Source organism: Prevotella sp. HJM029 (assembly GCF_000599605.1).
GTDB lineage: Bacteria > Bacteroidota > Bacteroidia > Bacteroidales > Bacteroidaceae > Prevotella.
This window is the reverse complement of the sequence record NZ_AZHT01000080.1, coordinates 17,129-31,907: the sequence shown is the minus strand read 5'-3', so window position 1 is coordinate 31,907 and position 14,779 is coordinate 17,129. Positions and strand designations below refer to the sequence as shown.

The window sequence follows — 14,779 nt, the reverse complement described above, 5'->3', positions numbered from 1 at the left end:
AAAATCGTGTCATCCATATGAGGTGAAATATAAAGGGTTAGAGCCTTGACACAGTTGAAATTACACTACCTGTTCATCCGCTGCATGATGCTTATGTTATCGACTTAGATATCGTCTAAATTCACTTGCTGCTCTGTTCCTTTCCGTTTCTTTTCTTTTTTACCTTCTTGCGGTTTGAACATCTCTTTGCTGGCTTTTTCGTGTCCCTCTTTCGACTCTTTATTGACACTCTCACCAGCTTCAGCTCCATTTCCATTTACAGGGTTGCCGTCTTCGTCGAGCATCACCTCTTCTTCGACAACTGTGCTATCGGTAGCCGTGGTGTCGCGCTTTGCAGCCTGATAATAGCTGGGGCATAGATACATATCACTTGTGATGTCGGAGTCATGTGGCTTATCAAATTTGCCGTGATATTGCTTGAAGGCTGGGTCTTTGAATAGTGCCTGTAGGAAATAGCCGCAGATGGGCAATGCCGTGCGCGCACCTTGTCCGAGGGCACCAGTGCGGAAGTGAATGCAGCGATATTCACCACCAACCCATGCTCCAACAACCAATTTTGGACTCACGCCCATAAACCATGCATCAGAGTGGTTGTTGCTCGTTCCAGTCTTTCCGCCAAACTCGGTGTCACGATAGTTGCCCACGTAGCCCCATAGCGATTGTGAGGTTCCGCCTGGCTCTTTTAATCCGCCTTGCAACATTTGTTGCATGAGGAAGGCACTCTTATAGGGGATGACCATTTCGCTCTTTGTGGGACCAACATACACCTCGTTACCATCTTTGTCGACGATGCGCGTCACAAGTACAGGATCGTGATGGCGTCCATTGTCTGCAATGACACAATAGGCATTAACCATTTCTAATAGGCTGACGTCACTCGATCCTAAGGCTAACGATGGCGCATTGTCGAGTGGACTAGTGATGCCCATGCGCTTGGCTGTTTCGATGATTCTCGGGATGCCCATTTCCTGTCCTAAGCGCACAGCTATGGAGTTGATGCTTCGCGCAAAGGCACCTTTCAGTGGAATGGAGTCTCCGCTAAATGAGCCGTTAGCATTGCCAGGTGTCCAGGTTACTTCTTGATTTTTTTTCTTGTCGAAGACCTGCATTGAGATATATTCGTCGCGGCGCTTGTCACAAGGAGTGAGCCCTTGGTTCATAGCCTCGGTGTAGACAAACAGCTTAAATGTTGAGCCAGGCTGCCGCATGGCCGTTACCTTGTCATATTTCCACGAGTTGAAATCAATATCACCTACCCATGCTTTCACTGCACCAGTCTGAGGCTCCATAGCAAGGAATGCACAATGCATGAAGGTGGTCATATATTTAATGGAGTCCTCTGATGTCATCTCCTTCACGATGGTTCCCTTGTCATAATCGAAGAGCTTCACTGGATGTTTCCACTCTTTGTAATAGTAGTTGACCGAGTCGATATTGTTGGGATATTTGGCAAGTAAAGCCTTGTAGAAGGGCTGCCGCTCGGCAATTTGCTGAATAAAGTTGGGAATAACCTTATGATTTTCATCTTGCCATGGTTCTTGTCTGAGCCAGTTGGTAGACTGATTACGATAGATGCTCCAGTGGTTGTTGAAATTTTGCTGCACCTGCTTCATCTGTTTGCGCGCCGCTTCTTCAGCATATTTTTGCATGCGCGTGTCGATAGTGGTGTAGATTTTCAGACCGCTTGAATATAAGTCGTAGCCGTTATCTTGACACCATTCTTTGAGATAATTGGCAATAGCCTCACGGAAATATTTAGCTTGCCCGTCATAGTTTTCTTCTACCTTGAAGTCGAGCTTGATAGGAATATTCTTCAGCGAGTCACACACCTGACGCGAGATGTCGCCATGATGGTAGAGGTTGTCTAAAACAACATTACGACGCGCCAGTGAGTTCTTGGGATTATTCTTGGGATTGTAATAGGATGTGGCCTTTAGCATACCCACTAACACGGCAGCCTGCTCGGCAGTCAAGTCGTGTGGTGTGGTGTTGAAATAGGTCTTGGCCGCCGTCTTGATGCCAAACGAATTGTTACCGAAATCAACGGTGTTGGCATACATTGTAATGATTTCTTTCTTCGAATAAACGGTTTCTAATTTAGTGGCAATAATCCATTCTTTGCTCTTTACAATTAAAATCTTCAGCCCAGGAATCTTGCCAAGAAGTCCTGTTGAATATTGTGAGCGTACACGGAACATATTTTTGGCTAATTGCTGTGTGATGGTAGATGCGCCACGTCCACCGCGATGCACCACAGCATCTTTCATAGCAGCAAATAGGCCAATGGGGTCAATGCCAAAATGCTTGTAGAATCGCTCGTCTTCTGTGTCGATGAGCTCTTTGAAGAATATGGGATTTACTTCCTCGTATTTTACTGGCGTTCTGTTTTCATTGAAGAACTTACCAATCAATTTTCCGTCTGCACTATAGATTTCTGAAGCCTCACTGGTCTGTGGATCCATAATTCCAGAGAAGTAGCCTGGCGATTTTCCAAAAAGCCAGAGGAAATTCATGTCGACCATGCCCAAGTAAACAATAAATGAAATAAGGAATGAGCAAAAACCTATGAGTGCCTTCGTATACCAAGCTTTGTCTTGATAGAGTGACTTATACCACGGCCAAAAGCCACGTATATGCTTGATACACCAACTGAAAAATTGTTTTATTTTATCCATGCGCCAATCTTTTCTTTTTGTTTATGCAAAAATAGCAAATTTATTGTAGCTTAGCTATTCTTGTCGATGTATTTTAAAATTTCTTGTATGTTATCGGGATGAAACCATCGAATATCTTTGTCTCTCTTAAACCAAGTAAGTTGCTTACGCATATATTCACGCGTATGGGATTGAATCTGCCGAATAGCTTCTTCACGAGTGATAAGCCCATCAAGATACAAGAAAGATTCTTTATATCCAACGGTGTTAAGGGCATTTTTATTACGATGTGAATAAACGGCGAGCGCTTCATCAAAAAGTCCGTTTCGAACCATTTCTAACACGCGTTGATTGATGCGTGCATACATTTCTTCACGGTCGCGATTTAATCCTATCTTGAGTATGTTAAACGGGCGTTCCTTCTTTGTTCGTTTTCGAAAGGAAGAGAATGTACACCCAGTCATATAGCAGATTTCTAAAGCATGCACAATACGCCTTGGATTTTTCTTGTCCACAAGCTCATAATATTCTGGATCTAACAGCTTGAGCTCTCTCGTTAATTCAGCCAATCCTTGATGAATTAGCTTCTGGCGCAGTAACTCACGAGTTTCCGCGTTAATAGTTGGAATGTCGTCGATGCCCTTGCACAGCGCATCAATATAAAGCATGCTACCCCCTGAAGCAAGTAGTATTTTTTCACCACCTTCAAAGTAAGTCTGTGCAACAAGCAATGCTTCGGCCTCAAATTTTGCAGCACTATAATAATCGTTAATTGATTGTGTTCCCACAAAATAATGTTTAACCATATATTGTTCTATCGCCGTGGGAGCTGCTGTTCCAATGGGAATCTCTCGATAGAGCTGACGCGAGTCAACATTGATAATCGGAGTGTTTAGATGTTGTGCAATCTGGAGGCTCACAGCTGTTTTGCCCACACCTGTAGGACCGACAAGGACAATCAGTGTTGGCATCAACGTATAATTCCGCGCTTTGAATTCTCAACAAAATCAATGATGTATTGGATTTCTGGCGTTATTTCCAAATTACTTCTAATCGCCTCAATTCCTTCTTTCAATACTCCTTTTGAATAGAGTAGGCGATAGGCCTCATGAATGTGTTCTATTGTTTCATTACTAAATCCACGCCTACGAAGTCCCACTAAATTAATTCCACAATAGTGTGTGGGCTCTTTACCCGCAATAATGTAGGGAGGAATATCCTGACTAAATCGGCATCCACCTTGTACCATGACATAACCACCTATCTTACAGAATTGATGGGTAAGTACGGCGGCACTCACAATGGCATTATCCTCAACGGTAACTTCACCCGCAAACTTTGTCGAATTGCCTACAATACAATTATTACCAATAACGCAGTCATGCGCAATATGCATGTTTTCCATCAGCAGGCAGTTGTTACCAACCGTCGTTTTACCTTTAGAGGCTGTTCCGCGGGAGATGGTAACATTTTCTCTAATACTATTGTTATTTCCTATTTCACAAGTCGAAGCCTCACCTTTAAATTTTAAATCTTGCGGTTTGGTTGAAATGCTCGCACCAGGAAAAATTTCGTTATTGTCGCCAATGCGTGCTCCAATATGGATTGTTACACTATTCTGGAAGTTATTGTTATTGCCAATAACAGTATCTCTGTCAATATAGCAAAAAGGACCTATGATATTATTATCGCCTAATTGTGCTTCAGGATGAACGAAAGCTAAAGGACTAATCTGATTCATATTTCTTATGCATTATTTATTTTTTGCAATCTGCGCAGTAAATGTGGCCTCTGAAACAATCTGGTCACCAACGAACACATAGCCTTTCATAGAGCTGATGCCATGACGTACAGGACCCAATAACTCTACTTTAAATAATAGCGTATCCCCAGGGACAACCTTTTGTCTAAACTTCACGTCGTCAATCTTTAGGAAATAAGTAGAATACTTTTCTGGGTCTTCTAATTGGCTTAATACCAATAATCCGCCACATTGTGCCATAGCTTCAATTTGTAAAACGCCCGGCATTACAGGCTCTGTTGGAAAATGACCTTGGAAGAAAGGTTCATTGGCGGTTACATTTTTAATGCCAACAATGCTGGTTGGTCCCATTGCTGTAACTTTATCAACCAACTGCATCGGATACCGATGAGGAAGTAACTCTCTAATCCGCCTATTATCTAAAATAGGAGCCTCGTTGGGGTCATAGATGGGCGCTTGCACCTCGTGTTTGCGAATTTCCTTTCGCATGAGGCGTGCAAATTTGTTATTTATCGTGTGACCAGGGCGGGTAGCAACAATCCTTCCCTTGATAGGGCGACCGATTAAGGCCATATCACCAATGATATCTAACAATTTGTGACGCGTACATTCATTTTCCCACATGAGGGGTTTATGCTGGATATAACCAATTTTCTTTGCATCAATATGAGGAACTTTGAGGATATCTGCTAATTGATTCAAATTCTCCTGGCTCACTTCCTTCTCATAAATAACAATGGCATTGTCTAAATCGCCGCCCTTAATGAGATTGGCTTCCAACAAGGGCATGATGTCTCTCACGAAGACAAAGGTACGCGCTGCCGCAATCTCGGTGTCAAAAGTCGACATATCCTCAAGTGTAGCAAATTGGCTATTGATGAATTTAGAATTGAACGAGCACATGGCTGTCAAACTAAATTGGTCATCAGGAAGTATGGTAATGACAGAACCCGTATTTTCATCTTTTACCTCAATCTTATGGCGAATGACATAATAATCTTTCGATGCATTTTGCTCTTGAATACCGACCTTTTTAATATGGTCTATAAACATCGTTGCCGAGCCATCAAGAATAGGAAATTCAGGTCCATTAACTTGTATCAAACAATTATCTATACCCGATGCATAAAGCGCAGCCATACCATGCTCAATCGTTGAGACTTTAACATCGCCTTTGCCTAAGACTGTGCCCCGTTGCGTATCAACAACATTCTCAGCAACTGCATCAATTATAGGCTGTCCTTCTAAATCTATACGCTGGATTTTATATCCTGTATTCTCTGGGGCAGGGTTGAAAGTAACCGTAAGACTCAATCCTGTGTGTAGTCCCTTGCCAAAGAGAGAAAAACTGCCTTTGAGTGTCGTTTGCTTTTTAGCTTCCATATTTATTTTCTGTTTTCTTTTAATTGCGCAACTTCCTTTTTCAATGCGTTGAGTTCTTGATAGATTTCTGGAAGTCGTTGAAATATTGCCTGTGATTTGAAGTAGGGGCGTTGTTCCATAGGAGGCGTGCCTATGAGCATCTGATTCGATTTGATACTGCCGGGTACACCGCTCTGTGCACCAAGAAACACTTTGTCGCCTATCTCAATGTGTCCTGCAACGCCAACTTGACCGCCAAACATACACCATTGTCCCACTTTTGTGCTTCCTGCAATGCCCACTTGTGCGGACATTACCGTGTTAGCTCCCACTTCTACGTTATGAGCAATTTGCACAAGGTTGTCTAATTTTACTCCTTGATGTATCTTCGTGCTGCCCATGGTCGAGCGGTCAACACATGTGTTTGCGCCAATTTCAACATCATCTTCAATCTCTACAATTCCAATTTGTGGTATCTTGTCGTAACCATCAGTTCCATTGGGAGCAAACCCAAATCCATCGGCTCCGATAACTGCTCCGGCATGAAGAGTCACGCGGTTTCCTAATCGGCAGCCTGCATAGATAGTCACATTGGGGTAGATAGTGCAGGCATTACCGATTGCAACATTGTCGCCAATCGTTGCATTTGGATAAATCTGGCATTCATCACCAACGATTGTGTTCTCACCAATAAAAGCGAAGGGGCCTATATAAACGTCCTTCCCAATTTTTGCCGAAGGCGCAATAAATGCCAATTCGCTAATACCCTGTTTCTTGGGATGGACAGCAGCATCATACAATTGCAATAGTTTTGCCACACAATCGCGCGCATTTTTTACTCTAATCAATACGGCTTTAACGGGCTTTTCAATAGCAATTGTTTCATCGACAAGAATGATTGTCGATTGCGTTTCGTATATGTAGTGTGTGTATTTTGGGCTGGCTAAAAAAGATATAGCGCCAGGAACACCTTCCTCTATTTTTGCAAATGTATTAACCTTAGCATTTTCATCGCCCTCAATCTTACCTTGAATAAACTGGGCAATTTGTTTCGCTGTAAACTCCATCATATAATTTATTAAATGTAAGAATGCGGCTGCAAATATAGTAAAATAAATTTAGAATGGGCGCATCAGCTTTAATATTTTCTGTCATGATGCCCTGTAAAGGATACAAAACACGTGTTCCCAACTTTGGGAACACGTGTTTTTCTCATTTTTGGGGCTTCCCAATGTTGGGAACAATCATTTTTGATGTTTTTGCGTGTTCCCAACATCGGGAACAGCTGTTTTTCTCATTTTTGCGTGTTCCCGACCTCGGGAACGATGATTTTTGTCATTTTCAGCTGTTCCCGAGGTCGGGAACAACGTTTTTAAATCATTTTGTTCGTTCTTGGGGTCGGGAACGTCTGTTTTAGATTCGATATGGCGTTCGCAGGACACATTGAAGAACACTTTAATCGGCATGGAAGCAACAAATTCTCAGCACTTGGCGAGTCTGATGATTGGTGCATACATATTGACTTGTGCGCAGTCCCACTATCCAAATCAACCTCCCAGTGCTGTCTTCTATGACCAATTGTTGCTGCTTTTTATTGAGCGAGAACTTTTTCTCGGTTAAGAAATCGCTGAGCAATTTGCTTCCTTGCATTCCAAATGGGGTAAAGCGGTCTCCTTGGCGTGCATAACGAATTTTTAGGGGGAACTTCACTTTGTCAGCATCGAGAGTGGCCTCGTTTGCCGCACGACTGGGTTGGAATGTTGATGAGACTGGCTGTTGGGTGAATGTAAACTTCAAGTTTGAGTTCCAAATATAGCTACCCTCCTCGGGGATTACCAATGATTGTTGCAAATTAGTAACACAATGTTTCTCAATCATTAAATAAGAACGGTTGATGCTGGCAACATGCGTTTTCGAAAGCCATCGTTTGCCGGTTGGAGCATGCAGATGAGAGGAGATTTGGGCAATAGTTTCGGGTGAGAAATTGAAATTGCGCAGCAGATAGAAAAGGGTGTACTCTTGAGCCGTGAGATGTTGTAATTGCTCAAGGTCGAGTAGGGTAGCATCGTCGGTCTTTTCTTTTGTCACTGCTTCAATATTTTGCTGAATAGCTTGCTGAAACAGTTCTGAAACCTGCGATAATCGCTTGCTCGTGGTCATGATGTTTTGACTTGCCGATGGATTAATTTCCTGTAGTAATGGAATGATGTTTAAGCGAATCCGATTGCGCACCACGTCATCAATGAGATTACTTTGGTCTAAAACATAGGTTTGATGCTTTGTGTTTAGATAATCGTAGATTTCATTCTGTGTCAAGCATAAAAGTGGACGGATGATGCACCCTTTCTTGGCTTGTATGCCCAGCAGTCCATCTATTCCTGTGCCACGAATGAGATTCATCAAAATTGTTTCTACGCTATCGTCTTGATGATGCCCCACTAAAATGCCTTCTGCGGCTATATCTTCACGCAAGTTGTCAAAATATTGATAGCGCAATTCCCGCGCTGCCATTTCAATGCTCACATGGTGGAGCCGCGAATAGGTTTTGGTGTCAAAATGAATGCGGTGGAAAGGAATATTAAATTGAGCACAAAGCGTTTCACAAAATCGTTCATCATTGTACGCTTCTGCTCCTCGTAATTGAAAATTACAATGAGCAGCAACGATGCGATAGCCTAATTCGCGCATCATACATAACAGTGCAACGCTGTCACTTCCACCACTCAATGCAACGATATATAGCTCATCGTGTTGCAGTAGCTGTTGGCTTTCGATAAAGTCTTTTACGCGCAGAAGATAGCTATTCCACATACAACACGAGCCCCTTTAGATACTCACCCTCAGGATGGTAGATGTTGATGGGATGGTCAGCCGGCTGATGCAACTGATGAAGTATTCTGACCTTTCGGCCAGCCTGTGCAGCAGCCGTGAAAACAGCATTGCGGAATTGCTCCTTCGTTACGACTTGCGAACAGCTGAATGTGAAAAGAATTCCGCCGCTTTTTATTTGCTGAAAGCCTTTCACATTCAAGCGAGTATAGCCCTTTAGCGCGTTTCTCAATGTTGACCGATGTTTGGCAAAGGCTGGAGGGTCGAGCACTATCAAATCGTATTTGTCATTATGCGTATCTAAATATTTGAATGCATCTTCACAAAATGCTTCATGACGTGTGTCCTGCGAAAAGTTCAATGCAATATTCTGATTGGTGAGTTCAACAGCTTTAGCACTGCTATCAACAGAATGTACCAATTTTGCTTGGCCACGCATGGCATAAACAGAAAACCCTCCCGTATAACAAAACATGTTCAAAACACTACGTCCTTTAGCATAGTGTTCTAATAAACTTCTGTTTTCTCGTTGGTCAATGAAAAAGCCTGTTTTCTGTCCTTTTAGCCAATCAACATGAAACTTAAGGCCGTTTTCGATGGCAACATCCTCTTCGGTAGAACCATAGATAAATCCATTTTCCTGTCCTAACTCGGCTTTATAGGGGAGGGTCGTCTCGCTTTTATAATAGACCTGCTCGATTCTATCGCCCATAATCTTGATGAGTGCTTTACAAATGTCAAACCGATTGTTGTGTATTCCCACACTATGCGCTTGCATAACAGCCGTTTTTCCATAACAATCAATAATCAGTCCTGGTAGATTGTCGCCTTCTCCATGAACGAGCCTATAAGTATTGTTTTGCAGATTGTCTGCCACACCAATACTTCTTCGCATGGCTAAGGCACTACCTAAATGCGATTCCCAAAATGTTTCATCAATATGAACATCCTGGAAAGAGAGTACTCGCACGGCAATCGAACCAATTTGGTAATGCCCAATAGCGATGAAATCGCCCATAAATGTAACAACACGCACTATTTCACCCTCAGAGATTTCTTCATCGAGATGGTGAATGGCCCCTGAGAAAATCCAGGGATGAAAACGTTTGAGCGACTCCTCTTTTCCTTCTTTTAGATAGACTGTCTTATACATGTATCTGTGCTCCTATTTTATTCTGTTTATTCTACATTCTCTTATTCCTCTATCTATCCTATTCAGCGATGTCTTCAGAAGTGTCAATGAGTTGATAGGCTTTCGTGCGAGTGAGCCTAACAATTTCTTCATATAGATTGATGCAGGTCCATGCATCTGTCGCTGCATATAGTTTTTGTTTTTCGTTGAGAATATCGGCCTCCCAGTTCGTGAGACGTTGCCGTTTACTTATTTTTTGATGGAACAAGTTTGCGTAAATCTTTTGCAAACTCAAATCTTTGATACCGATTGCCCCAACAAGATTTTGCAGATCAATGAAATAACCTGGAGTAAACTTTTCGCGCTTGCTAAGCGATAAAAGGTCGTCGTGCCAGGAAAGTCCCACTTTGGGAATTTGTTTGTCTTCTAATAGGCGGATAATAGACTTGGGTAGGCCGATATCTGATAATCGAAACAAAAAGCAAGTATCGTGCGTTGCAACTTGTAATAAGGCAACTTTATGTTGTTGCCCTTTTTTAAAAGTTGGACGCGTCTCGGTATCAACACCCAAAATATCACAAGTAAGTAAATAGTCTACGGCCTTTTCGGCATCGCTTTCACTTATAATCGTAATAATCCTACCAGGGAAAAGTACTTGTGGTAGTTCTGTTATTGCTTTTTTGTCAAATCGACTATATATAGTTTTCTTCATTTTCCTTGTTTGCTGCACTGCAAAATTAAAAAAAAGTTATGAAAAGAACACCCCATATCGGATTTTTACGCTACTTTTGCAAGAAATTTGAAGGTAACGAATAGATATGGGAAAGAAAAAATCTAACCGAAAATCCAATACGTTGGGAAAGGTGGTTGGCTTTCAAGACATTTTAAATAGTGAAAAAACCGATTTTCTTCTTGGGTTAATTCTCTTTTTTATCGCGGGGTATTTACTCATAGCAATGGTTTCTTTCCTTTTTACAGGACAGGAAGACCAAAGTATATTAGAAAGTCTGCGTACGGGAGAATGGTTGAATTCCAATAGGATATTTACAAATATATGCGGTTCCATCGGTGCAATCTTATCGTATGAACTCATCACATTAACTTTTGGTATTTCAGCTTTTTTCATACCTATATTTGTTATTTTTGCAGGGCTAAAGCTGATGAAGATCTATCAGCCTAACCTTTGGAAATGGTTCTTCTACCTAATGATTGTCATGGAATGGTGTTCTATCTCGTTTACAAAATTCTTAACACCATTATGCCAGAATCTATTTTTCAATCCTGGTGGTGAACATGGATTATATTGCATGCAAACCATAGAAAATATGGTTGGGACACCTGGTTTAATTATCCTTTTAGTCTTTACAGCATTGACATTTCTTACCTATCTAAGTGCAAAGACAATTACTTATGTGAGATATGTTATGAATCCTGTGAAGTATGTTACTTCACGCGTGAAATTGACAGTTACGAATCATTTAAAGAGCGATGAAGAGGTCGAAAATGAAATACTATCGTCGCAGACAGATACTGAAAAGAGTATTGTTGAAGAAGATGTAACAGACCAAATTGAGGAAGGACTTCCTGAGGACTTACCTGCCCCAATTGTTGATTTGACTAATTTTGAATCTGCAACAACCCCCATTCTTTCTCTTAAAAACGAGGAACTATCGTCTCCTATGCAACTACAAAAGAACGATGAAATCGATGATAAAATGACTTTGAACGAAGGAAAACTAACCATCGAGGTTCCAAAAGGAGAGGAGAGGGCTGATGGTGTTCTGGATATAGACAAAATGCTTAGTACGCCTATTAATCCTCTTGAACCATTTACTAAATATAAGAAACCGACCCTTGACCTATTAAAAAAGTATGACAATGTCGATAAACCCACTGTTGACATGGAAGAAATTAAGGCTAATAATGCCCGCATTGTTGAAGTGCTTAATAGTTTTGGAGTGTCCATACGTGAAATAAAAGCTACTGTTGGACCAACAATTACACTATATGAGATAACTCCTGCCGAGGGAGTCCGTATCTCTAAAATTCGTAATTTAGAAGATGATATTGCTCTAAGTCTTTCGGCACTGGGTATTCGCATCATTGCCCCCATTCCTGGAAAAGGGACTATAGGTATTGAAGTCCCCAACAAAAAGCCACAGATAGTGTCAATGGAAAGCATCTTGAATTCTAAAAAATTCAAAGAGACAAAGATGGAATTACCTTTAGCTTTAGGTAAAACTATTACCAACGAAGTGTTTATGATAGATTTGGCCAAAATTCCTCATCTATTGGTTGCTGGTGCTACTGGACAGGGAAAATCTGTAGGATTAAATGCCATCATTACCTCTTTACTCTATAAAAAGCATCCGAATGAGCTGAAGTTTGTTTTGGTTGATCCTAAAAAGGTTGAGTTTAGTATCTATCACAAGATATCAGATCATTTCATGGCATGCCTGCCAGAGAACAACGAAGAGCCTATTATTACTGATGTGACCAAGGTTGTTCGAACATTAAATAGCCTGTGTGCCTTAATGGATCATCGTTATGATTTGCTCAAAAATGCTGGTGCAAAAAATCTTAAGGAATATAATGAGAAATTTGTAAACCATCGACTTGATATTACTAAAGGGCATAACTATATGCCTTATATCGTGGTTATCATCGATGAATTCGGTGATTTAATCATGACAGCTGGCAAAGAAATCGAACTGCCCATCGCACGCATAGCTCAGTTAGCACGTGCCGTAGGTATTCATATGGTAATTGCAACACAGCGACCAACGACGAAAATCATCACTGGCAATATCAAGGCTAACTTCCCTGGTAGAATGGCTTTTAGGGTAAGCTCGCAAATAGATTCACGCACAATCCTTGATCGTTCTGGCGCTAATCAGTTAGTAGGACGGGGCGACCTGTTATTCTTGAATGGCAATGAGCCCGTGCGCGTGCAGTGCGCCTTTGTCGATACGCCTGAAATAGAGCGTATCAACGATTATATTGAACACGAACCTGGACCAGTAGAGCCTATGGAGCTCCCTGAACCCATTGAAGATACTGGAGGTAGTGGAATGAACAATGCTACTGCTGATATTAATAACTTAGACCCATTTTTTGAAGAGGCTGCTCATGCTGTCGTCCTCTCACAACAAGGATCAACAAGTATGATACAACGACGTTTCTCAATTGGTTATAACAGAGCTGGAAGATTGATGGATCAGCTCGAGCAAGTTGGTATTGTAGGAGCTGCACAAGGTAGTAAACCGCGTGAAGTACTTATTCAAGATGAAAATCAACTTAACAGCTTGCTCTTACAAATGCGAAACTAAAAGATACCATTTCAATCTTTTGTAAATATAAAGATAATATATATTATGATAAATATCAATATTATCAACTATAAGTATTATATTTGCTGATAGCAATAGTTAAAATATACAGCTATCACACATATAGCAAAAAAGGTGCAAAACTCTTTCGAACTTGCACCTTATATAATATATTCAACTATAAGTATTATATTTGCTGATAGCAATAGTTAAAATATACAGCTATCACACATATAGCAAAAAAGGTGCAAAATTCTTTCGAACTTGCACCTTATATAATATATAATTCTTTGATTGGAAAGAGGAATTATTCTTGCATATCATAAACCACCTGCATGAGCTTTTTTCCCAGTGCATCGGCCTCGTCCATGGTAGATGCTTCGCTATAGACACGAATGATGGGCTCAGTGTTACTCTTGCGTAAATGCACCCATTTATCTGGAAAGTCTAATTTCACGCCATCAATATCGGTCACTTGTACACCAGCTTCTTTACCATAAAGTGTCTTCACCTCCATTAAAATAGCATCAACATCCGTTGACGGTGTCAAATCTATGCGATTTTTAGCAATTGAATAGTGAGGGAAAGTCGCACGTAATGCACTTACTGTGCAATGTTTCTGAGCCAAACTTGAGAGGAATAATCCAATGCCCACCAATGCATCACGACCATAATGGCTCTCAGGATAAATCACGCCGCCATTACCTTCTCCACCAATCACGGCATGCTCAGCCTTCATTTTAGTTGTTACATTCACCTCACCAACAGCTGAAGCAGCATAATGGCCGCCATGCTTCTCTGTAACATCCCGTAAAGCACGTGTTGAACTAAGGTTAGAAACGGTATTACCTGGTGTGTGTGTCAGAACATAGTCAGCTACAGCCACCAAAGTATATTCTTCTCCAAACATAGTCCCATCTTCACAGATGAAAGCCAGGCGATCAACATCGGGATCGACCACGATGCCTAAATCATATTTTCCTCGTTTCATTTCGCCCATAATGCTACTAAGATTCTTCTCCAAAGGTTCCGGATTGTGGGCAAAATCACCGTTCGGCTCGCCGTTCAAAATGGTATATTCCACGCCCAAAGCCTTCAAGAACTCGGGCAGAATGATGCCGCCGACAGAATTAATGGCATCGACAACCACCTTGAAATGAGCCTTGCGAATAGCCTCAACATCGACTAATTTCAGCGCCAGCACGCTGTCAATGTGGCGCTGGTTGAACGTGTTGTCCTCACGATAGCTACCCAAATGGTCGACATCGGCAAAGGTGAAATCCTCGCGCTGTACCACACTGAGCACCTCTTGTCCGTTGGCGGCTGTCAGAAATTCGCCTTCGTGATTGAGCAACTTCAGCGCATTCCAATGCCGCGGATTGTGGCTGGCCGTGATAATGATGCCGCCGGCTGCCTGACACATGCGCACCGCCAATTCGGTTGTGGGCGTGGTAGCCAAACCGATGTTCACCACGTCGAAGCCCATACCCATGAGTGTTCCACAGACTACATTCTTTACCATCTCACCAGAGATGCGTGCATCTCTACCTACCACGATGGTATTATTAGCATGGTTTTGCTTTTTAATAAATGTGGCATAAGCTGCCGTAAACTTGACAATGTCAAGTGGATTGAGCGTATCACCAGCTCCATCTCCGATGGTGCCGCGAATACCTGAAATTGATTTGATTAATGTCATCGTATTTTATTT

The 14,779-nt window shown here is 41.7% G+C and carries 10 protein-coding genes; 1 reads left to right on the top strand and 9 read right to left on the bottom strand.

The window, feature by feature from the left end; all coding sequences use genetic code 11:
• Positions 1-104: 104 nt before the first annotated feature.
• The 8 genes from X919_RS0105140 to X919_RS0105100 all read right to left on the bottom strand — a co-directional run bounded on the left by X919_RS0105140 (position 105) and on the right by X919_RS0105100 (position 10,451).
• Positions 105-2,675, bottom strand: coding sequence for a transglycosylase domain-containing protein (locus X919_RS0105140; protein ID WP_028899282.1), 2,571 nt, complete (start codon positions 2,673-2,675; stop codon positions 105-107).
• A gap of 50 nt (positions 2,676-2,725) precedes the next feature.
• Positions 2,726-3,625 carry a tRNA (adenosine(37)-N6)-dimethylallyltransferase MiaA gene (miaA, locus tag X919_RS0105135; protein WP_028899281.1) on the bottom strand — a complete coding sequence of 300 codons (900 nt, stop codon included), beginning with the start codon at positions 3,623-3,625 and terminating at the stop codon, positions 2,726-2,728.
• Complete coding sequence (gene lpxA, locus X919_RS0105130; RefSeq protein WP_028899280.1) at positions 3,625-4,395, bottom strand: acyl-ACP--UDP-N-acetylglucosamine O-acyltransferase; 771 nt, start codon at positions 4,393-4,395, stop codon at positions 3,625-3,627. Before lpxA ends, miaA begins: the two co-directional genes overlap by 1 nt.
• Positions 4,396-4,407: 12 nt before the next feature.
• Positions 4,408-5,799, bottom strand: coding sequence for a bifunctional UDP-3-O-[3-hydroxymyristoyl] N-acetylglucosamine deacetylase/3-hydroxyacyl-ACP dehydratase (locus X919_RS0105125; protein ID WP_028899279.1), 1,392 nt, complete (start codon positions 5,797-5,799; stop codon positions 4,408-4,410).
• Positions 5,800-5,801: 2 nt separating this feature from the next.
• On the bottom strand, positions 5,802-6,845 hold the full coding sequence (gene lpxD, locus X919_RS0105120; RefSeq protein ID WP_028899278.1) for a UDP-3-O-(3-hydroxymyristoyl)glucosamine N-acyltransferase: 1,044 nt from the start codon (positions 6,843-6,845) through the stop codon (positions 5,802-5,804).
• Between the two features lie 388 nt (positions 6,846-7,233).
• Positions 7,234-8,589, bottom strand: coding sequence for a tRNA lysidine(34) synthetase TilS (gene tilS / locus X919_RS0105110; RefSeq protein ID WP_028899276.1), 1,356 nt, complete (start codon positions 8,587-8,589; stop codon positions 7,234-7,236).
• A complete protein-coding gene (locus X919_RS0105105; protein ID WP_028899275.1) occupies positions 8,579-9,760 on the bottom strand; it encodes a class I SAM-dependent rRNA methyltransferase in 1,182 nt (393 codons plus the stop codon). Before X919_RS0105105 ends, tilS begins: the two co-directional genes overlap by 11 nt.
• Before the next feature lie 58 nt (positions 9,761-9,818).
• Positions 9,819-10,451 carry a 3'-5' exonuclease gene (locus tag X919_RS0105100; protein ID WP_028899274.1) on the bottom strand — a complete coding sequence of 211 codons (633 nt, stop codon included), beginning with the start codon at positions 10,449-10,451 and terminating at the stop codon, positions 9,819-9,821.
• 106 nt (positions 10,452-10,557) lie between these two features.
• Here X919_RS0105100 and X919_RS0105095 point away from each other — a divergent pair, with 106 nt between their 5' ends.
• Complete coding sequence (locus X919_RS0105095; RefSeq protein ID WP_028899273.1) at positions 10,558-13,068, top strand: FtsK/SpoIIIE family DNA translocase; 2,511 nt, start codon at positions 10,558-10,560, stop codon at positions 13,066-13,068.
• Between the two features lie 307 nt (positions 13,069-13,375).
• Here the strand turns inward: X919_RS0105095 and glmM are convergent, their stop codons facing one another.
• Positions 13,376-14,767 (bottom strand): phosphoglucosamine mutase, encoded by a 1,392-nt coding sequence (gene glmM, locus X919_RS0105090; RefSeq protein WP_028899272.1) that lies wholly within the window; start codon positions 14,765-14,767, stop codon positions 13,376-13,378.
• Between the last annotated feature and the right edge of the window lie 12 nt (positions 14,768-14,779).